Genomic DNA, 20424 nt, shown 5'->3' with positions numbered 1-20424 from the left:
CATTGGTGATGGACGGTGCCGCAGCCGACCATCAATTACCGTGCTCGCGCATCCATCGAATCTCGTGCTCACGCACACCTGTGTATGGTCGACGTCTAGCCGAGACGGAGGCGGCCTTCGATTTTGTTGCCCGGCATCTTGGCTCACGCGGCGGTGATGGGGCGACGCCCTTGGAGAAGCTGCTTCAGCCCGAGATTGCAGAATTGCGCGATCGATCCAACGAAATGCGAGGTCGGCTCATAGCGTTGCAAGGTGTGCGTTGAGAATGCGCTGTCGGGACTCAGTGTGAAGTCGAGTTTTCCCGATCCCAGCCGCTCTGCATGAGCCTGTGCGATCCGGGCCCCAGCCGGCGTGTCCAGGAACTGTGCGAGTGATAGCAGTTCGTCCGCGGTAAAGTCGTCTGCGAGGGTATCGTCCAGCTTCGCCGCTACATCACGCGACGGCAACCCTACGAGGCAGGCGTTCAGCGGTTTGGTCAGGTCCGCGCTTTGCGGGCCAGCGACCCGCGGATCGCCGGGACCATCTCAGTGTCTGCGACTACGGCGGCAATGCGCCTGGCTGCACGTTCAACGTCGATGGGACTGGCGCCATAGCACAGATTGAAAGCACACATTGCCGTGCCGGCCAAGGGGGTACGCGATTTTGAAACCTTTCCGTCTTTAGAAAGTGAATCGCTTAGATTATCGGCTGACTTCCGAACGCGATGATAGCTGGAATTAACGGTACGGCGTGTATTCTATGAAGCAGCGAAACACGCTTTCCTCGAATTCACTTCAACCTTTCAGTGGAGTACACACCATGGTCTTCAGCGATGCCCGCCGTGAGCTTCGGGAGTTGATCCAGATTGTCGCCGAGACGGAGCGATATGACGCAACGCTTGCGGCAGACCGTAGCATTGCGCCCCATGAAAGCGCCGTTGCGGATCGACAGCGTAAAGAATTGCGAAAGGCCCAACTGATGGCGAAGTACGAGCTTGTGTAGGAGTGGACTCGAATGCGACGAACACTGGAACAGCCAGCGCCATTGCCGGCCGGCAAGTACCTTGTCCGGACCCGGGAGGGCACGCTTCTTTCGGCAACAGCGAACGGTCATAGCGAGATCTTTCCCGAGGCTCAGTGCGTCAGCGATGGTAAGTGGTGCGTCTTTTATCGCGCCGGTCGGGAAGTGTGGGGTTGCAACTCGCTTTACGCAGCCGCGCAGTTTGACTGTGTCTTAAATGGAGAATGATGGCGGGGCGAAAGGTCGGCCGTATCGGCCCGGCGGGCATGTCAAGCACCAGAGGGCGGAGCGATGCTCTCCATTCTTCTTTCCAGTCTGCCGAACGAATATCGGGGCAGTCGGACCGCAGCTTCCGCCGTGATGTTGGTGGCCGGGCAATGTGCCGTCAACACGGTGGATTTCTCGTAGACTCGCTAGTGGCTAAACTCGTTTTCTCTCGGAGTATTAAATGACGACATACAAAGAGCTATTGGCGCAAAGGGAAGCGTTGGAGGCGCGTCTGGAAGAAGCGCGCCAGGCGGAAGTCGGCGCGGCGGTTCAGCAGATCCACGATTTGATGGATCAATATGGTCTAACGGTCGACGACCTGGCCCGCCGGCGCGGTCGGGGCCGTCCACGCACTAAGGCAAGATCCGAGTCGGTCGCGATGTATCAGGATCCGAAAACCGGAAAGACTTGGTCCGGACGTGGTCGCGCGCCGTCCTGGCTCGGAAAGAACAGGGAGCGTTTTCGCATCCCTACGGCTCAATGAGGTGTCCGTCAAGGAGACGTCGATGTCTGAGCATTTGAAAGCGATTCTGGCGAGCCTGAAACAGCAGCCGCAACGGCAAGACGCGACGAACGATCAGTTGCGCGATCTCGCTGTAATCGCTGACCGGCTCGGCATGTACGATGCAGCGGATCTGGTCCGTCGCTTGATCGGTGATAGGGCGTAACGAAGAGCGCTGACAGCGGATAGGCGAGGCTGCTGCAGGCTTAGCCGTATGAGGAATTGCGAAGGTGAGCTCAGGAACGAAGGGCCTATTTCATGAATTCATGTTGGAGGGGGAACGCGCGGAACCGACGTGGGTGTGTGCAGATTGTGTAGATGACCGTATCGTCAAAATGCTCGCGTCGGAACTATTTGAGAGGCGGGTCTGTAGTGGATGCAATAGTGCGACGATAAACGCGATGACGCCAAAACGCATCGCTGAATTTATCGGAAAACACCTGCCAAACCACTTTGAGCCAGACTATGGGCTCTATCCTGGGTACGAAAGGACACTTGATGAGGTGGTGGGCGAGGCCATCGGTTGCCGTTCGGACTTTATCAGGAGAGCAGTCTCGGAGTGTCTGGAGGATGCGAGTGCCGCTGAAGAGGACTTTTATTGCCCAGGGCAAGAATACCGCCGCACAGGGAGCCCCTTCGATTCGGAAGAGCATGAACGATGGTATGTAGTGGGGGCCTGGCACCGCATAGCTGATGAACTCACCCATGGCCAACGTTTCTTCAATGATGGGGCGCGTAGTTTTTTCGAGGGGTTGATTGACGAAGCCCTCAACGCGACGGACCCAAAGCGACCCGGGACGCCGGCTTTGGTCACAATTCATGGCGTTGGGACAAGGTTCTACCGATCTCGCATCGCCGACAGCGCTCACGAAGCTAAGTCGTTTGCGGACAGCCCTGACGTCGCGCTGGGTGCAGCACCTAAGGAACGAGCCGCGAACAATCGCATGAGCCCGGCCGGCATCCCACTGCTTTATGTTTCGCGCGAACTTGATACGTGTATCGCTGAAGTACGGCCGTCCATCGGGGACACCGTGGTCGTTGGTCAGTTCCAGTCTACGGAACCTTTGAAGTTCTTCGACTTTACAGCGCTGAATCGTTGGCTAAAGCACGAGCCTCTGAGTCTTTTCGACCCCAACTATCAGAAGCGCAGCGAGTATCGGCTGCTCCTTCGGTATCTACACGAAGAAATCTCACGTCCGGTCCGAGCCAACGACACGGACTATGTGGTGACTCAGGCGCTAGCGGAGTTCATCCGCTACGAGAAAAATTGGTCGTTTGACGGCATTGCATTCCAGTCAGTGCAGCGCAAGGGGGGAGTCAACTATGCGCTCTTTGATCGAGGTGCGCCTGAGCATATTCATCGCCCCGAGTGGCGTCCAACATTCCACCTATCGATAGAGAGTGATGCAGTGACCGTGCATGTTGTCGATAGTGTTGACTACCGCCACAAGGTCGCGACGGAAGCAGGCCTTGCATAGAACCTTAGACCAACCTCTCCGGCCGAGATTACATCGTCGCGAGCTTCAGCAGAAGTTTCTGCTGCGCGTGTCCAGCGCTCCCAACATCGTGGACAGGTCAATGGCCCTCTGTGCGACAAGATGTTTCACGTCGCCATCGGCTTGCCACTGGCCGTAGATTCCAATGAGGGATGCCCCAAGGAACTCCCTGCGGAATTTCTCGAGAATGCTCGGCCATATGATCACGTTGACCGTGCCGGTTTCATCCTCGAGCGTCATGAACATGACCCCATTTGCGGTACCCGGCCGCTGGCGCACTGTCACCAGGCCGGCGCCGCGGGCGAACTGCCTGTCGCCATAGGCCGAAAGCGTTGCCGCCGATTCAAAGCGCTGCGCGGCTAACCTGCCGCGAAGCAGGGATAGGGGATGACGTCGCAGAGTGAGCCCCATCGTCCGATAGTCTGCAATGATGGCCTCGGCTTCCGTTGGGGCGGAGAGGGAAGGGGCATCTTCAGCAATCGTCGTCGGGCGCAGCAGATCCTTGTCGGGCACCGCGATAGTCGCTTGCCACAGCGCCTGGCGCCGATCGCCAGCCAGTCCTTCCAGTGCATTGGCCGCGGCCAACACCTGCAGGTCGTGCCGATCGAGCCGGGCACGACGCGCCAAGTCACCAACGGAGACGAATGGCTGCACCGCGCGCGCCTCCGCGATCCGTTGCGCGGCATCCTGGCGCATGCCTCTCACCAACGACAAGCCCAGCCGCACCGCCGCCGGTGGGCCACTCTCGAGCGCGGAGTCCCAGGCGCTGACCGTGACATCGGCCGGCAACGCCTCGACGCCGTGACGTCGTGCGTCCTGGACTAGCTGCGAGGGTGTGTAGAACCCCATCGGTTGACTGTTTAGCAGCGCGCAGAGGAAGGCCGCGGGTTCATGGCATTTCAGCCAGGCGCTCGCGTACACCAGTAGCGCAAAGCTCGCCGAATGGCTCTCGGGGAAACCGTATTCACCGAAGCCCTGGATCTGCTGGAAGATGCTTTCGGCGAACTCGCGGTCATAGCCGCGCTCCAGCATGCCGGACACGATCCGTTCATGGTATCCGCCGAGTCCGCCCTTGCGCTTCCACGCTGCCATCGCCCTACGCAGCTGGTCCGCCTCGCCGGCGGAAAAGCCCGCAGCCAGCATGGCCACCTGCATTACCTGTTCCTGGAAGATCGGTACGCCCAACGTCCGGGATAGCGCCTTCTCCATGGCCGGACTGGGATAGGTGACCGGCTCCTTTCCTTGGCGCCGGCGCAGGTAAGGATGCACCATCCCGCCCTGCACGGGCCCGGGGCGGACGATGGCCACCTCGATCACCAGGTCGTAGAAGGTGCGCGGTCGCAGCCTCGGCAGCATGGACATCTGCGCCCGGGATTCCACCTGAAACACGCCCATCGAATCGGCGCGGCACAGCATCTCATACGTTGCGGGATCCTCGGCGGGGATGTCCTGCAGTTCGAAAACCTCACCCCGCTGGGCAGCAACAAGATCCAGCGCGCGCCGAATGGCCGACAGCATGCCCAGCGCCAGCACATCGACCTTGAGCAAGCCCACGGCGTCGAGATCGTCCTTGTCCCACTGGATGACGCTGCGTTCGTGCATGGCCGCGTTCTCTATCGGCACAAGCCGTGACAGCTTGCCGCGCGCTAGCACGAAGCCGCCAGAATGCTGCGACAGATGTCGCGGAAAGCCTAGCATCTGCACGGCCATCGCGGCCCAGCGCTGGGTCAGTTCGCTTTCCATGTCGACGCCACTCTCGGCAAAGCGCTTGAGCAGGTCGGCTTGGCTATCGAACCACTGGTGGGACTTCGCCACCAGGTCGACGATCGCCGGATCGACACCCAACGCCTTGCCAGCTTCGCGCAGCGCCCCTCGCGGCCGGTAGGTGGACACTGCAGCCGCCAGCGCCGCGCGATCCCGCCCGTACTTGCGGTACAGGTACTGGATGACCTCTTCGCGGCGCTGGTGCTCAAAGTCAACGTCGATATCGGGAGGCTCGCCGCGCTCCTTGGAAATAAAGCGCTCGAACAGCAGGTTGCCGCGCGCCGGATCGACCTCCGTCACGCCCAGGCAGTAGCACACCGCCGAGTTGGCGGCCGAGCCACGGCCCTGGCACAGGATGCCGTTGGAGCGGGCGAAGCGGACGATATCGTAGACGGTCAGGAAGTAGGGCTCGTAGGCCATGTCCCGGATCAGCGCGAGCTCGTGCTCGATCTGTTCCTGCACCGCGTGCGGGATGCCCAAAGGGAAGCGACGGTGGGCACCGATATAAGTCTCTCGGCGCAGGTAATCGGTCGGCGTGGTGCCGTCCGGAATCACCTCTTCGGGATACTCATAGCGCAGCTCGTCCAGCGAGAACTGGCACAGATTTGCGATATGGACTGACTCGGTCAGCAGCCGGCTGGGGTACAGGTTCGCTAGTCGCAGTCGGGAGCGCAGATGGCGCTCCGCATTGGGCATCAGGGCGTAGCCGCAATCGCCGACTGGCTTGCCGATCCGGATCGCGCTAAGCACATCCTGCAGCGGCTTGCGCGAGCGCACGTGCATCACCACGTCTCCGGTGGCCACCAGCCGCAGGTGATTCGCCGCGGCCGCCTCGTACACGGCGGCACGGTGCAGATCGTCTAGTGGCCGATGCAGCAGACTTAGACCCATCCATGCGCGGCCGGCAAAGGTCCGCGCAACCCACGCCGCCTGCGAGTGCAACCGCTCCGGCGCCGTGCCGTACTCCGGGGTGAACACGATCAAGCAGTCGGGCAGGCCACGTAGGTGCGCCGCCTCGCCTTCTGGTGCCTCCAGGTCGCGTGGCGTCAGCCAATAGGTGCCCTTGGCGGTGCGCGTGCGCCCCAGCGTAATGAGTTCGCATAGGTTGCCGTAGCCCTCGCGGTTGCGGGCTAGCGCAACGAAGGATAGGGCAGGGCTACCGTCGGCGTTCACCAACCGGAATGAGGCACCGACCAGCAGTTTCAGGCCATGCGTCTTTGCCTCGGTGTGCGCTCGAACGATGCCGGCCAGCGAACATTCGTCCGTGATCGCGAGCGCGTGGTACCCCAGTGCCGCGGCGCGTTCGACCAACTCTTCGGCGCGAGAGGCGCCCTCGAGGAAACTGAAATTCGAGCGGCATTGCAGCTCGGCGTAGCCGGGCAGGGTGCCCAGCTCGCCGGTGGTGGGGGTTGGCACGGTCGATCCCTATCCGAAAAGGCCGTGCAAATACCAGCGCACCGCGTCGCCGTCGCGGCTGCCCAGGCGTTCCTGGTAGATCCAATAGTGGCTGTGGTCCTCGGCCTCCGCGACAAAGTAGTCGCGGGTCAGCAACTGGCCATCCCACCAGCCGGCCTCGATGCGCTCGGGCGGCGAGACAAGCCGTAGCTGGGAGCCATAGAAGGGCCGGTTATTACGAGTGAGCAGGGCGCCCGGCTTGGCCAGGAGCCAGGCCGGTCGAGGCAGACCAGACGGCGGCGGCGCCGGCTCCGCCGCTTCGGTGATGGGCACCCATGCGTTCGCATGCTCCGGGCGGTAGTCGGCACGCGTCGCAGGCTTCAGGACGTGATCCGCGCCCAGCCGCGCGACCAGCAACTCCATCACTCGCGCGTGGTCCTCCGGCTTGCCGCCGGGCTCGGGGAATAGCGTCTCACTCGGCGGCGCCATGGGTTGCACGTCGGTGACCGACAGCCGAACCGCGATCAATGGCGCCGTGATCTCCAAGCGCGCAAGTCGTTCGCGCAGCAATCGCGTGAGGTGCTCGTCGTGCCACGCCGGCTCGGCAAGTGCGATATCGACTTTCGTGGGCGGCTGCGCTTCTCGGCCGCGCTCGTGCTCGAGCGACACGACAAAGCCAGATAGCGCCAACTGACGCGCCGTCAGCCAGCCGAGCAGCTGCGCGATCAGACCGTTGGCATAGGCGAGCGTCGCCTCTGCCTGTTCGATTCGGTCTGGGAACTCAACGCGCGCCGAAAAGGCTGGCGGCGCCTGGAGCCAGTCGAAGATTTCGGGTGCCTCGCCCAGCGCGCGATCGAGCGCGTCATTGATTGCGTCGCCGCAACGGCGCTGCAGGCCTGCGCGTGGCAAGCGCCGAATCTGGCCGAGTGTTCGGCATCCCAAGCCATCGAACCAGTCACGATGCGCGCGTGCTGCGGGCAGTAGGGCAGCCGGCAACGACGTCAGTTGCCGAGCCAAGGATGCATCGGACAGTGCCGCGCCGCCACCGGCCGCCGCCAGTAGCCAGGCGCCCTGAGCGGTAGGGGCGCAGCCCAGCGAACAGGAGAATCCCATGGTCTCCACCGTTCGACGCATGCGTCCCCGGAGCTTACGGATGCCGCCGAAAAGCCGAAGGCTTGCGTAAACATCGACCAGCACCGCCGCTTCCTCGGCAAGGACCACGTTCGGGGAATACTGCAGCAGCGCGATGGCGACGCGATACAGGGCCTCCGTTTCCTTCGCTGGCGCGCGGTCAAAGAGCAGGGTAGCGGGCGCGATTGCCTGCACGCCACCGCGGCGCATCAGATACCGCACGCCGCCGGCTCGAGCGCTCGATGAGGCGTGGACCACTTTTTCCTGTTCCAGGACAACCGCCGGGAGTTCAATTGACCAATTCGGCCGGAAGACTTCGAGGGGTAGCGACGGTAGGCGAAGGCAAATCCACAGGTGCTGCATGACGAGACAAAAGAATCGGTGACGGCGCCAAGGCGAGCCGGAGCGGCACCTCCTGTTGCGGCCCTCGTCGCTTGACGAAGGTCAGATCGACGCCGCCGGGCGCCGGTGCGATGGCCACGCGTAAAGGCGCTGGTGAACTGTCGCGTGCGCAAGCGAGCGGGCGTATCAGACAGAACAGTGTCTCGCTCGCCTGCGCCGCTAGATGCAAACGACGCAATGACTCGCCCCGGACATGTTGCTGCCAGCACAGCACCGCAGAGCACGTTCCGGCCCGCAGCAGCTGCTCGGCTGCCCACAGCAGGTCGGCCGTGCGTTGCGGGCGGAGCCACAGCAGCCGTTCAGCAGGGATACCCCAATTTCCCCATGCCAGCGCCTGGGGCGGGTGGGGCGGGGAGAGCAGCGCGATTGGGCGCTTCCCGAGCGCCAGCAGGGCGTCGCGCAGCAAACGAAGCTCCCCCACACCGGGTTGCTGCACCAGCAGTTCGACCAACGTGCCGAGGGGCCAGCCGCCGCCCGGCAACTCTCCGGCGAGCGCCTTGTCAGCCGCGGCGACAGTGCGGCCGGCGCTCCGGGCAGGGGTCTCCTCGTTTTCAGTGCAATAAGTGACGGTACGAAAAGCTAGCACTGGCGCGGAGGTGGTGTTGGTAGATCGTTGATTTCATTGACTTTCCTGTTCACTTTCAAATCTGCGATTCGTGGCGTCAAACCGTGGTCGGTTTCATCCATTGGTGCCAGTTATCGATGCATTTGGCCGCGAAGGCAGGATTTGGTCAGCATAGCGGTCAACCGGGAAGCGAAACACACCCCGCAAGTTGATGCTCTCCAGCCTGGTGGGCGCAATCTTCCCGATCAGTTCCGGTGGAATGACCTGGCGGCGGTTCGACCAGCGATCCAGGACCGCCTGCATCTGTGAGGTATTCCACGCCATCACGATGTTGGCCATCAGGCTCAACGCATCGGCCACAGCCTGCATTTCATCGACACGTTTGGCCTGCGCCGGGCTGATCCGGCCGGTATAAATGGCGCGCTTGAGGGCGTTAACAGCCTCGCCCCGATTGAGCACCCGGCGCAACTCGTTCCTGAAAGCGTCCTTGACAAAGTAGTCAGCCAAAAACGCCGTACGCAGCAACCGCCCCAATTGCACGCCAGCCTCATAGATTGGATCGCCCTGGGCGGCAGAACCGAACCGCGCAAGAGCTGCCACCGCACTGGCATGTCCGCTCATGACCGAGGCTGCCAGGTGCACCAGACTATCCCAATGCTTTTCGATCAAAGCGACGTCGACATTGGCTTCGCACACCGCAGCGATTTCTGCGGGCACTTTGGTGCCGCGTGGCACAAAGAGGTGGCGCTGTTTGAGTTCCTTCAACCGCGGGCAAAGATCAAAACCAAGCAAACGGGCATGTGACATGGCAAAGTCGGTGTAGCCATGGGTATCCACAGCAAGCTGGCTGGTCTCCAGCTTTTCTTGGCGGATGACACCTTCAATGGCCACGCCCGCCTGGCGCTCATTGAGCACAAAGGGCTGCGCATGGAAGATGCCCCACCGGTCTTTTACATGGGAGTAGATTCCAATGGAAGGTGTGTTGCGCCGAGGATCAAGCCGGGCTTGCCACACCCGTTTGGTGGTCTCCATGCTCATCATGTCAGAAGATGCCAAATCGGACCGCCCCCAGGTGGCGGCAATCGGGTGTCGCTGCATGAATTCCAGCACAGCCTGGCAGGCCTGGCTCAGACGCCGTTCGTCCCGCGCCCAGCGCATGGCCTGGCGAATGCTGGTGGCAGACAATTGCGGAATCATGCGCGCGCATTCGACCGCAGTCAGACTGGTGCCGTGGGCCATGATGCCGGCATAGACCATCAGCAGCTCGTCGGTAGAGCGCGGCTCACGTCCGAGCATGATCCAGCTAAAGCGCACCTGGGCGTCAACGGCCAGAATCACTTCCGGCAATTGAACCTCACCGATGCGGTGATCCAAAGCCGCGCGCAGCTTGGTCACTTCTGGGTCTTCGTCCTCTGCGGGCAATGGCGACAAATGGAGTTCATCATCCACGCGCAGTACGCCACTGCGGGCTGCAGCGGCCACCGCATCGACACCGGCAGTTACTCTGGCCAGCAAAGGCTTCAAGAAAGTGGCAGCCTTGCTGGGTAACGATAGACGGGCATAGTGTTTCTTGGACTCTGCCTGCCAACGCTCGTCCGTGAAGAACAAGCGCGCACGACCCCGAAAGCTCAGGCTGTGCTCAATCCAGACCGAGCCATTGCGCACCGCGCGGCGCAGGGCAAACAGGGTGGCCACCTCCAACGCCTGAAACGCCCGTTCCCGGTCTGGGCTGGAGATCGAAACCTGCCAGATCATTCCCAGACTTGGTGCCACCACTTCAACTGGCAGCTTTCTGGATCCTTTGAGATATAAAGCTTGCAGCTTGGCAAGGTACTCGATGGCAGGATGCTCGCCGGTGGCCTGCCAGGGCAGCTTTGCAATGGCGACGAGCAACGACCGCACGGGGCGAATTCCATCAATCAATCCCTCGCGGACCAGGGAGGCCCTGCTCGGTGGTTTGCGTTTCTGGGTTTCGGTGATCAAGGCTTCAAGACGGGCACGCAACTCAGCATCTGGCACCGCACCTTGCGCGCTCAAGGCAACAAGTTCGCCGAGCAGCGTTTTGTACATTGCGGCCCAATTGACGGTAGCGGGGACATCGGCGGCAGCCTGACGCCACAGATCGGCGATCCGGCGCTGCACCATAAGGATCAACTGGTCTGTGGTGGTGAACAGGCAATACCGAAGAAAGCATGCGACCTCCACGGTGCGCGCTGGCTCTTTGATCTTGGCTCCGGCTGAGGGCGGCCTGGAGACAAGTCGGCGCGCGTAGCGGCGCAAGATGAGATCGGGGATGTCTGCCAGGTGCTTATGAACGTCCAGCGTGTAAAGCAGGTCGATGCGCTCCAGTACCTCGCTGATTTGGCGGGTTGAGTGTTTCGCCGGTGCAGCCCATAGCCAACTCTGCTGGGTTTGTCCATCTGGGCGCAGCTCTGAAACTGAGGCTCGCCAGCGATCAAGTGTTGCTGGATCAACGCTGGCGGCGATGGCGGTGCCTGTTTCAACTTCAAGCTGGGCAAGTGCCGCCGCAATCAGTGTCCGAATTGCCCGCTCGTGCACGATCACCAGCTTGTTCTTGTACAGCCATTGACGCGCCCGCACGAGTAGCTGATCGCGGTCGGCGCAGCGCGCCACTTCGTCGCGCAGTTCACGTACCAGTGAGCGGCGCTGGTGCTCGCTCATCCACTGGAATCCAAGGACCGTGCAGGCTACTTGTTGGTGATCGAATAGCGTGCGCCCGCGTTCATACATGGCTCTCAGCGAGGCGACTTCTGGTGCTGCAATGCCAAGCTCGTTGCCAAGGTGGCGCCACAAGGCTACTGGAATTACCCGAAAGGCACCGAGCAAACGCCCACTCATGCGCAGGAAACCAATATGGAGCGCCAGACCAAGCTTGTGGGAATCACCTCGGCGTGCATTGATTGCGTCGCGCTCGGCACCATCGAAGGTGAAAAATGCCTTCATCTCGAAGTCGCTGATATCGCGGGGGAGCCCACGCATCCCCAAAAACGTTGTGTGCCAACCCTGCATCGTGAACCTCAAAAGTGGGAGGCCACCATACCCGTTTACAAAGCGAACAGGAAAGTCAATGAAATCAACGGTCTACCCAGACCACCCCCGCGCCAGTGCTAGCTTTGCGTACCGTCACTTATTGCACTGAAAACGAGGAGACCCCTACTTGCTGCATCACGCGGCAAGACGAGCTTGCCGCTGTTCAGGCGCCGCGCTGCCAGCCACACACCAATGCTATCGTGCACCAGTACCTTCATGCGGTTGGCTCTTCTGCTGGCGAACAGGTAGGCGTGGTGCGGACGCGCCGCACCGAAGACCGACACCATGCGCGCCAGCGCGGTCTCGGTGCCCGATCGCATGTTCAGCGGCTCGGTGGCCAGCCACATCGCATGAATCCGGATCACTTGAGCAACTCTCGCATCCAGATGGCGCACTGCTCGGCCGACTCAAGGGGCCAATTCACTGACACGCTGGTAGCGCCACGACGCAGCTCGATGCGGATGTCCGGTGCAGGTGCGCACGGCGCTGGCTGCAGCGGCACCGGAACGAATGCGGGAGCCTGCAGTGCAGGCAGCGCGCTGCCATCCTGGCGGCGCCATTTGTGCACGACATTCGCGTTGATGCCGTGTGACAGGGCAATGCCGGCCGCCGAGGCACCTGGCTCGGCGCACTCGGCAAGGATCTGCTGCTTGAGATCGGCGCCGTACCGTCGGCGGGTCTTCTTCTTGGCTTCATTCATGGTGTCCACCTAATTGCTTGGTGGACACCATCGATGCCGCTTAGACCGATCCCTTCACGGGTGGGATGGCCGCGCGCCTACAACAAGCCCGCGCCCGCCTCTCCATCTCCTCAATGAGCGCACACATCAGCGCACCCAGCCCTGAGCGCCACTGCACAGGTCCTCGCTGTCCGTGCCCCGCTCAAGAGGAATGCATTCTTCGAAGGCGGTCTAGGTCTTCAGGGTGAAGACAGGGAGGACGCCTGGGTGTTGGCCTTGATGGCGGTGGCCTGCACGAAGATGCGGGTGTGGATAGTGAACATGTCGTTGTCGGCGGCGGTGCTCGCAGAAGGCGCGCCGCGAGCGATGGACTTAGCCATGAATGGGCTCCGGGGAATTGCGACTTACAACAACCGCCGCCACCGAGACCAATCGATGGCGGCGAGCAACGGCCAGACGGCTCATCCAGCGGACCGGCACCGCGACTGCCGGCTGCTTGAAAGTGAATAAATCAGGGTCGACCACTCGCCCGCCAGCGGCAAGAAGCGGCGACGCTGCGCAGTTTTCGCGGTGCGGCTCGTCTGGGCCATCCGCTGGTGGTCTGGCAAAGGTGAGCGAGCGCGTCACGATGCAAAACGCCCGTGCTTCCGTTCAAGGTGATGTTGGGCAAGAACGCGTCCTACGTCATGAGCGGCGACGTGCTACTCGCGACGTGGGTCCTGTTCAACGTGCCGAGGTCGGCCAAGTTGCCTTGCCATCAACCAGGTGTTCACCCGAATTTCAAGACGTCTCGTCAGGCTTCGCACCATTCACGTCGGGGAAAATCCAGATCGAAAACACCAAGAATGCGCCGAAGAAGATGGTGAGGTAGGTCGGCCAAACAAGGCCTTTCGAATGCTCGTACATTGCTGTCAAAGCAGCGATCGAAAGCATCAAGAGCGAAGCCAGAAACTTGACATAGAAGGGCATGGTCCTCTCCTTGCGTTAGTTGCGTTCGGCCGCCTGCCGATTCGGCACTGGACGTGTGCCTGCTGCATTGAACGATTTCTGCAGGCCAGGGCGAACGTGACTCTCGTCGTAGCCGTTGAACAAGTGTCCCCAGAATCCGCGATCAAGGTCGGAAGTGCCCATCATCCAATCCGGAAGTGCAGTGCCGATGCCCATATTCACACTCATCATTAGCTGATGGTCATGGTGCGCCGTGTGGTGTCGTCGAGCCGTGTTGATGAGAGGCATGTTACGGATCAGCCAGTTGTCATCAATGTGGCAGCAGAAGTGGATGAGTTCGTAGAACATGTAGCTCGCAGTGAATGCGGCCATTAGCAACCAACCGACGTTCTCCGAAATTATGATGCCCGCCGCCAAGGACGGGATGATCGACAAGAGCGTCAGGCCAAGCATCGTAAATGGCGGGAAGAATGTGACCCGCCAGTCTTTGTGGTCTGCGAATCGCATTTCCTCCTTGGTGAAGAACTGGTGGTGCATCAACGTGTGGCGGATATATAGCGCCCTCAGCACTACGTTCTTTCGCGGGCGGTGCATGACATACATGTGCAGTATGTACTCGGAGGTCTGGTAACTGACGAACCCGAAGGGCAGCGCCAGCCACTCCCACCACTGCACATTTACCGTGTTCGCACCATAGATGTACAAGGCAATGGAACCGGCGAGATAGATGATCATGACGTGCAGCCACCCGTTGTACCAGCCGGCGACTCTCTCGCGATACGTCGCGCGATACTTCCGCTGCCGTTTTCCCATGATTGTATTGACAAGTTCCATCACGTTCTCCATTGAAATAGTCCAAGTTGATTGCCTTACGGCCACGCGTCAACAGTCGCGTTGTGTGTGGCTGCGTCAGGCGCGTTGGCCCGTTCGTTCGGGCGAATTCAGTACAGCCTCGATATCGGCGCTCGAGATCGACCACTCGTTGTCGAGCCTGGCGACACAGCCTTCGACAAATCTCGGAACCAGCGCCTTGGCTCGGCTCGTGTCACCGAGGTGATCGATCAAGATGGTGTACGCGAGCTGGCGCGGGCCCGGGCCGTCGTACCCCCATTCGAACCCAGTGTCCGAAAAAATCGCTCCGCTCGTATCAGGCAGCAAGTGGGCTTGGTTCACGAGCACGATCACACCGTCGATAGTTCGATCGCCCGAGTAGGTCTTCATAATTGCTCCTTCATGATTCGACTCCAGTCGCGTGTCCTGATCGGCAGGCCTGCAGGATCTTCTGCAGCGCTCGCGACTGTGTGAGGTGGGGGTTGTGGGATGCGTCCAAGGTAAGAAACTGGCAGATGGATCTCTCTCGAGCCCGTTGAGCCGAAAGGCTGAAGGTGTCGTAGACATTGGTGCGCGTGCAATAAACGTAGGTCGTCGGAAGTGTTCGACATCGCCCGGTCAGTTTGATTGGCAACGTGAACGTCTTCATGGGTTGGGGCCCGCGGCGCTGTTGTGCGAACTGCACTGCCTCGGGTGGTGTATCTGCTGGCAATGGGGACGCGGGGATCAGCCACCCCGCACCATTCCGATCAACGTCGTCACGGAGCATGGCCACTTGAGCGGATGGCATTAGGTCTAAGACACATTCACCGTCGTCTGGCATAAAAGCGTCGACATAGACCAGGTGCCGCACCCGGTCGGGCATGCGGTCGGCGACGCCCGTGATCACCATGCCACCGTAGCTGTGGCCCACCAGCATGACGTCTTGCAGATCCTCCATGAACAGGCCTTCGCAGATGTCCTGGATGTGGTCTTCCAGCTCAATCTTTGGTGTGAGCAAGTGCCGACGTTCGCCCAGTCCTGTGAGCGTCGGTGTAAAGACTGTCTCTCCGCCGCATGTCAGCAGCGCACGGAAGTCACGCCATGCCCAAGCCGCCGACCATGCACCGTGAACGAGAACAATGCTGCTCATCGCTGCAAGCTGCCGGTCAGTAGGTATAGGCGGTGTAGCCGCCGTCAACCACCAAGTCAGCGCCGGTGAGGTACGAGGCCTCGTCTGAGCTGAGGAACAGGACAGCCTTGGCCGCCTCCTCGGCAGTTCCCTCGCGGTTGATCGGCACACGCTCGAAAAAGCGGGCCCGCATGACTGGATCGGCAGATACCACCGAGGTGCGCATCGGTGTCATGAGCCCAGGCACCACGCTGTTCACACGCACACCTTGGCGGGCGTATTCGCCTGCAGCGCAGCGTGTCATGGCAAGCACACCGGCTTTTGCAGCGTTGTAGCCCATGTGCTGACCCTCGAAGCCCTCATAGGCGGCAATCGAGGACAGTGTCACGATGGCGCCGCCTCCGGATCGGGCGATCGCAGGCGCTCCGTGTTTGATCGCTAGGAAACAACCCCGCAGATGGATAGCCATGATGCGGTCTAGGTACGCCGTGTTTTCACGATCGTGCACGAAGCCGCTGATACCGGCGCTGTTGACCAGCACATCCAGGCGTCCCAGTTTCTCCCGGAGCTCATAGATCGCTGCCGACCATTGCGCTTCCTGCGAGACGTCAAGATGAATGAACGTCGCTTTTCCGCCCTCGTCCCGGATCGCCCGACACAGTACACCGGCCTCCTCATCCAGGAGGTCTGCTACGACTACTGACGCTCCTTCAGCGGCAAACATTCGAATGCACGCCTCGCCGATCCCGCTGGCACCTCCAGTGACCATTACAACTTTGTTCCTAAATCGCACGCTCTGACTCCTTGGTTGCATGAAAGGGTTGGGGCTTTTCAGTACCCGAGGTAGTTGTGACGCACCCGAGGCTCGTCTGAAAGCTCTTGGGCAGTTCCACTCAGTACCACGCTGCCCGACTCGATGACATATGCGCGATCTGCCATTCGAAGCGCGAAGGACGCGTTCTGCTCCGCAAGCAAGATGCTCAGTCCACCGGCCGCCAGGTGGCGGATCGCGGAGGCGATTTCCTCCATCACAATCGGCGCTAGCCCCAAGCTGGGCTCGTCCATGAACAGCAGCCTTGGACGACTCATCAGACCGCGCGCAATGGCCAGCATTTGCTGCTCACCACCGGACATCGAGCCGGCCTTTTGCGCACGGCGCTCCGCCAGGCGTGGGAACAGGCCAAACACCTTGGCAAGGTCACCGTCGATCCGGCCGCGGTCAGGGCGGTGGTAGGCCCCCATAAGCAAGTTGTCCAACACGCTGAACTCGGTGAAGACCTGGCGGCCTTCCGGCACCAGCACAAGCCCTTCGCGCACTCTCTTGGGGGTGCCCAAAGCATCCATGCAACGGCCGTGGAAGGCGATCGATCCGGCGCTGGTCGCCTTCAACCCGAGGATGCAGCGCATGGTGGTAGATTTGCCCGCCGCATTGGGGCCAATGAGCGCCACCACCTCGCCCTCGCCGACCGAGAGTGACATTTGGTGCAGGACCTGCTTCTTTCCGAAATGGGCACTCAGGCCGTTCAGCTCAAGCAACATGTGCGTCTCCCAAGTAGGCTTCAATGACCGCTCGTTGCGACAGCACCTGCGATGGGGTACCCTCGGCGATCTTGGAGCCGTGGTACAGCACGATCGCCCGATCCGCCAGGGCACCGAGGAAGCCGACCCGGTGGTCAATGACGCACAGTGTCATGCCTTGACCGCGCAGGCGCCGGAGTACTTCCGAAAGGCGGTCTAGCTCATCGTGCGAGAGACCACTTCCCGGCTCATCAAGCAGAAGCATGCTTGGCGCACACATCAGTGCCATTGCGACACCGAGCATCTTCTCGCCACCATATGACAGCGAGCCCGCCAGTTGGCGCGCCTGCGCTTCCAGTCGGGTCATCTCGAGCACGGCAGCCACTCGCGCGTCAATCTTGCGTGCTGCCTCTGTTCTGAAAGCCGACGGAAAGATGGTGCGCACGCGTGCCGCACCGAGTTCCGACTTGAGCAGCAGGTGCCCGGCCACGCGTACGTTTTCGGCGACTGTGAGCTCGCGGAACAGCTGCGGGTTCTGGAAGGTCTTGACAACACCGCAGGCCGCGACCTCGTCGGTGCTGAGGCCACCGAGCGCGCGGCCCTTCCATCGAACTTCGCCCCGAGTGGCCGAGAAGACACCGGCAATCACGTTCATCAGCGTCGTCTTTCCAGAGCCGTTTGGGCCGAAGATGCCCACGATCTCGCGTTCGGCGATTCGGAATACCACATCGTCGACGGCTACAAGACCGCCAAAGCGCTTGGTCACATGATCGATTTCAAGCATGTTTGCGAAGCCTCTGCAGTGATCCGACGATGCCTTGAGGCATGAGCAGGATTGTGAGGATTAAGATGAGGCCATAGATCAACAGACGCCACTCGGCATTGAGGTCGATCAGGTGCGGCAGTGCAGTGACCACCAACGCCCCGACCACGGGGGCGGCCACCGACCCCGTGCCGCCGATCAGCGCCATCGACAAGATGGCCAGCGACTGGTTGATGTCGAGCAGGTGCGGGTCGACGAAACCCATGTAGTGCGAGTACAGACCGCCGGCGAACGAGGCCCCCATGCTGCCCAGCACGAACGACAGAAGCTTGTAGCGGAAGGCATTGAGGCCGAGGGAGGCTGCCACGTCCTCGTTGAGGCGTATGGCCTTGAACGCGTTGCCTATCCATGAGTTCACGACCAGTTGATATGCCAGCACGATAACGACGACACAAGCTAGCGAAAAGTAGTACCAACGTACAGGCCCTTCGATGACCAGCGCTCCGACTCCGGGTACCCCCACGCTGGGCTTGAGGTTGAAGTTGATTCCTAGCGAGCCATTGGTCAGGCCGTGCCAATTCATCACCACCAGGCGGATCATTTCTGCGAACGCCAGGGTCACGACCGCGAAGTAGAACTCCTTGAGCCTGAAGCGAAAGCACACGATGCCCAGGAGCAGCGAGACCACGGCCACGCAGCCCATCGCGAAGGCCGATCCCAGCCAGAAGGAGATGGACCAGTGGGCCATCGAGAGGTGGGTGGCGTACGCCCCTACACCGAAGGCCGCCGCGTGAAAGAGCGTGAGTTGGCCAGTGATTCCGTAGATAAGGTTGAAGCTGACGGCAAGGATGCCCAGGATGAACGTGAACGTGAGCACCGACAGCACGACGTTGTTCGCGGTGAGCGCTGGGACGAGCGCGACAGCGCCACACAACACAAGCAGAAGCACTCGCATCAACGCCTCCCGAACAGACCGGCCGGCCTGAAAAGCAGCACTAGTACCAGCATCAGCAAGCCATAGGCGTCGTTGAATGCAAGCGGCAGGAACACCGAACCCAGGCCTTCGGCCACACCGATTAGAATGCCGCCGAACAGCGCCCCGATCACGCTGCCGATGCCGGCCAGTAGCGCCCCTTCGACGCCCTTCAGCATGTACAGCGCGCCAATGTCGGGGGTCAGTGAGTAAAGCGTGGCGTACATCGACCCAGCGAGTCCGCACAAGGCCGCACCAAAGGCGGCCACGCCAACCTGGAGGCGACCGGTAGCGACCCCCATCAAGGCAGCGGCCTCGGGGTTTTGCGCATAGGCGTAGGCCGCGCGCCCCATCCACGTCCGCGTGAGTCCCAGGTAGGTCATGCTGACGATCAATATGAGCACCACCCCCATCAGTAGCTTCATCTTCGGCACGACTACCCCACCCACGGTGAATACGCCCGTGACGAAGGGCTGCATGTTCTGCGGGGTGGATGTCCACGTCATGTGCACGAGCGCCACGATCACTGAGACCAGACCGATCGAGACGATCAAGCCGTTGATCAGGTTGTTGCGCGTATGGCGGAACAGCAGCACATCGGCCACTAGGCCGATCAAGGCGACCACACCCATAACCAAGATCACGGCAAACGGGAAGGCCACGCCGTAGGTTTCGTTGAGGTGCCAGGTGAGGTAGGCACCGACCAACATGAATGCACCCAGCGCGAAGTTTACGACGCCCGTGATTCCGCTCGTCAACGATACCGCCAGCGCGATGATTCCGTAGAGGGAACCCACGATGATTCCGTTGATCAACTGGCCCGCGATCAATTGCATCATTTGCTGGCCGGCTTCACGAGAGTCATCTTGAGGGCACCGCCGCGCCGCATCTCTGCAATCTCATAGCTGTGGATGCCACCGCCTACGGGGTCGAATTTCTGCACCCATAGACCGTCGTAGGTCATCGACAAAAGTTCCTTCTTGATCGCAGCCACGTCGTTGATCGAGCCCGCGCGCTTCATGGCCTCGGCAAGCATGAAGACGTGGTCATAGGATGCCATATACAGAAGCGGGGCCAGGTCGTACGGGAAGTCCTTGACCTTGAAGAAGTCCTTGTAGTCCTTGATGAATTTCGCCACTTTAGAGTCGACTTTCTCGGCCTCTTCAAAGTATTTGGGCATATAGGCGATGTATTCGTCGATCGAGGCCTTGTTGCGGATGGCGGGGCCGAGCGAGCCGCGCACCAGCCAGAATTTGGTGAGCCCGAGCTGGGTAGCCTGCTGCACAATGTCGTAGAGCGCGGCGTCGGTGTAACCAGGGAAGAGGTAGTCTGGCTTCCATGCGGCGATGCGCGCCAACACAGCCGAGTAGTCCTTGGTGCTTGCCTCGAACCAATGTGTCTGAATTTCGATCCCTGCCTTGGCGAAGCTGTCCTTGTAGATGTCCACCGCGAACCGTCCGAAGGCGTCGTTCTGCATCAGGATGGCGACCTTCTTCGCGCCCTTGCTGCGAAGCATTTCGACCATGTAGGTGCCGAAACCCTCCGGGGCAGTGTCGAAGAGGACTGGGCGCAGCAGAAAGCCGTAACCGGGCTTGCCCAGCTCGGGGTGCGCAGCGGTGGCCGGCGCGAACATCAGCAGTTTGCCATCGTAGCCGCGAGCGTACTCACGCACCCCATTGAAGACGTTCGAGAGCGTCGGCCCAAAGATGTACTTCCGGTGGTCCTGCTCGAGCATCTTCTTAAGCTGAATCAGGCCCTGCTGAGGACTGCCCTGTGTGTCGGGCGAGTCTAGGTCGATCGGGTACTTCTTGCCACCGACCTCCACGCCACCGGCTTGATTGATCTGGTGAACTGCAAGCTTTGCACCCTGTGTGGCCATGAAACCCAGACTGCTAGACGGGCCGGTCTGGGCCTCGATCTGACCGATCTTGATGGCATCCTGCGCAGCAACGGGGCTTGCAAGGCCGAAGCTGAGCGCCGCTGATGCAAGGAAATTCAATAAGCTTTTTCGCATACCGTGTCCTTAATA

21 protein-coding genes and 1 pseudogene are annotated in these 20424 nt (G+C 60.9%); 5 read left to right on the top strand and 17 right to left on the bottom strand.

What is annotated here, in order from left to right; translation table 11 throughout:
• The 5 genes and pseudogenes from E5S69_RS32210 to E5S69_RS30595 form a co-directional block, all read left to right on the top strand.
• Nucleotides 1–263 (top strand): annotated as a pseudogene (locus E5S69_RS32210) (hypothetical protein); the annotation flags it as partial.
• A gap of 535 nt (nt 264–798) precedes the next feature.
• Nucleotides 799–981, top strand: a complete 183-nt coding sequence (locus E5S69_RS30610) for a hypothetical protein (RefSeq protein WP_061960014.1) — start codon at nt 799–801, stop codon at nt 979–981.
• 466 nt (nt 982–1447) lie between these two features.
• Nucleotides 1448–1750, top strand: coding sequence for an H-NS family nucleoid-associated regulatory protein (locus tag E5S69_RS30605; protein ID WP_061960015.1), 303 nt, complete (start codon nt 1448–1450; stop codon nt 1748–1750).
• Nucleotides 1751–1772: 22 nt separating this feature from the next.
• Nucleotides 1773–1934, top strand: coding sequence for a hypothetical protein (locus E5S69_RS30600; RefSeq protein ID WP_157779643.1), 162 nt, complete (start codon nt 1773–1775; stop codon nt 1932–1934).
• 235 nt (nt 1935–2169) lie between these two features.
• Nucleotides 2170–3246: an RES family NAD+ phosphorylase gene (locus E5S69_RS30595; RefSeq protein WP_157779644.1), complete on the top strand. Its 1077-nt coding sequence runs from the start codon at nt 2170–2172 to the stop codon at nt 3244–3246.
• 45 nt (nt 3247–3291) lie between these two features.
• On the opposite strand, the gene E5S69_RS30590 is transcribed toward E5S69_RS30595, so the two are convergent.
• From E5S69_RS30590 to E5S69_RS30510, 17 genes are all read right to left on the bottom strand, one after another.
• On the bottom strand, nt 3292–6444 hold the full coding sequence (locus tag E5S69_RS30590; RefSeq protein ID WP_061960018.1) for an error-prone DNA polymerase: 3153 nt from the start codon (nt 6442–6444) through the stop codon (nt 3292–3294).
• Nucleotides 6445–6453: 9 nt separating this feature from the next.
• Complete coding sequence (locus tag E5S69_RS30585) at nt 6454–7917, bottom strand: Y-family DNA polymerase (protein WP_061960019.1); 1464 nt, start codon at nt 7915–7917, stop codon at nt 6454–6456.
• Entirely contained in the window at nt 7844–8542 is a 699-nt protein-coding gene (imuA, locus tag E5S69_RS30580; protein ID WP_171518070.1) for a translesion DNA synthesis-associated protein ImuA, read from the bottom strand. Before imuA ends, E5S69_RS30585 begins: the two co-directional genes overlap by 74 nt.
• Nucleotides 8543–8635: 93 nt before the next feature.
• Nucleotides 8636–11551: a Tn3-like element IS1071 family transposase gene (locus E5S69_RS30575; RefSeq protein ID WP_003049965.1), complete on the bottom strand. Its 2916-nt coding sequence runs from the start codon at nt 11549–11551 to the stop codon at nt 8636–8638.
• A gap of 98 nt (nt 11552–11649) precedes the next feature.
• Nucleotides 11650–11919 (bottom strand): IS66 family insertion sequence element accessory protein TnpB, encoded by a 270-nt coding sequence (gene tnpB / locus E5S69_RS30570; protein WP_171518069.1) that lies wholly within the window; start codon nt 11917–11919, stop codon nt 11650–11652.
• A 14-nt stretch (nt 11920–11933) separates the two neighbouring features.
• Nucleotides 11934–12272 (bottom strand): IS66-like element accessory protein TnpA, encoded by a 339-nt coding sequence (gene tnpA / locus E5S69_RS30565; protein ID WP_059401880.1) that lies wholly within the window; start codon nt 12270–12272, stop codon nt 11934–11936.
• A gap of 218 nt (nt 12273–12490) precedes the next feature.
• Nucleotides 12491–12631 carry a hypothetical protein gene (locus E5S69_RS30560; RefSeq protein ID WP_159608977.1) on the bottom strand — a complete coding sequence of 47 codons (141 nt, stop codon included), beginning with the start codon at nt 12629–12631 and terminating at the stop codon, nt 12491–12493.
• A gap of 400 nt (nt 12632–13031) precedes the next feature.
• Complete coding sequence (locus tag E5S69_RS30555; protein WP_159608976.1) at nt 13032–13220, bottom strand: hypothetical protein; 189 nt, start codon at nt 13218–13220, stop codon at nt 13032–13034.
• A 15-nt stretch (nt 13221–13235) separates the two neighbouring features.
• Nucleotides 13236–14033, bottom strand: a complete 798-nt coding sequence (locus tag E5S69_RS30550; RefSeq protein ID WP_159608975.1) for a sterol desaturase family protein — start codon at nt 14031–14033, stop codon at nt 13236–13238.
• Nucleotides 14034–14108: 75 nt separating this feature from the next.
• Complete coding sequence (locus tag E5S69_RS30545) at nt 14109–14420, bottom strand: DUF6166 domain-containing protein (protein ID WP_159608974.1); 312 nt, start codon at nt 14418–14420, stop codon at nt 14109–14111.
• Between the two features lie 10 nt (nt 14421–14430).
• A complete protein-coding gene (locus E5S69_RS30540) occupies nt 14431–15162 on the bottom strand; it encodes an alpha/beta hydrolase (RefSeq protein ID WP_159608973.1) in 732 nt (243 codons plus the stop codon).
• A 16-nt stretch (nt 15163–15178) separates the two neighbouring features.
• Nucleotides 15179–15910: an SDR family NAD(P)-dependent oxidoreductase gene (locus E5S69_RS30535; RefSeq protein WP_268894229.1), complete on the bottom strand. Its 732-nt coding sequence runs from the start codon at nt 15908–15910 to the stop codon at nt 15179–15181.
• A gap of 62 nt (nt 15911–15972) precedes the next feature.
• On the bottom strand, nt 15973–16680 hold the full coding sequence (locus E5S69_RS30530; protein WP_159608971.1) for an ABC transporter ATP-binding protein: 708 nt from the start codon (nt 16678–16680) through the stop codon (nt 15973–15975).
• Nucleotides 16670–17443: an ABC transporter ATP-binding protein gene (locus E5S69_RS30525; protein ID WP_159608970.1), complete on the bottom strand. Its 774-nt coding sequence runs from the start codon at nt 17441–17443 to the stop codon at nt 16670–16672. Before E5S69_RS30525 ends, E5S69_RS30530 begins: the two co-directional genes overlap by 11 nt.
• Nucleotides 17436–18377: a branched-chain amino acid ABC transporter permease gene (locus tag E5S69_RS30520; RefSeq protein ID WP_159608969.1), complete on the bottom strand. Its 942-nt coding sequence runs from the start codon at nt 18375–18377 to the stop codon at nt 17436–17438. Before E5S69_RS30520 ends, E5S69_RS30525 begins: the two co-directional genes overlap by 8 nt.
• A complete protein-coding gene (locus E5S69_RS30515) occupies nt 18377–19234 on the bottom strand; it encodes a branched-chain amino acid ABC transporter permease (protein ID WP_159608968.1) in 858 nt (285 codons plus the stop codon). Before E5S69_RS30515 ends, E5S69_RS30520 begins: the two co-directional genes overlap by 1 nt.
• Nucleotides 19231–20409: an ABC transporter substrate-binding protein gene (locus E5S69_RS30510; protein ID WP_159608967.1), complete on the bottom strand. Its 1179-nt coding sequence runs from the start codon at nt 20407–20409 to the stop codon at nt 19231–19233. The genes E5S69_RS30515 and E5S69_RS30510 overlap by 4 nt, the downstream gene beginning before the upstream one ends.
• Nucleotides 20410–20424: the final 15 nt, after the last annotated feature.

This window comes from Cupriavidus necator (assembly GCF_013141915.1).
Taxonomy (GTDB): Bacteria; Pseudomonadota; Gammaproteobacteria; order Burkholderiales; family Burkholderiaceae; genus Cupriavidus; species Cupriavidus necator_B.
Note: the sequence above shows the minus strand (reverse complement) of the source record. Positions and strands in the feature narration are given on the sequence as shown.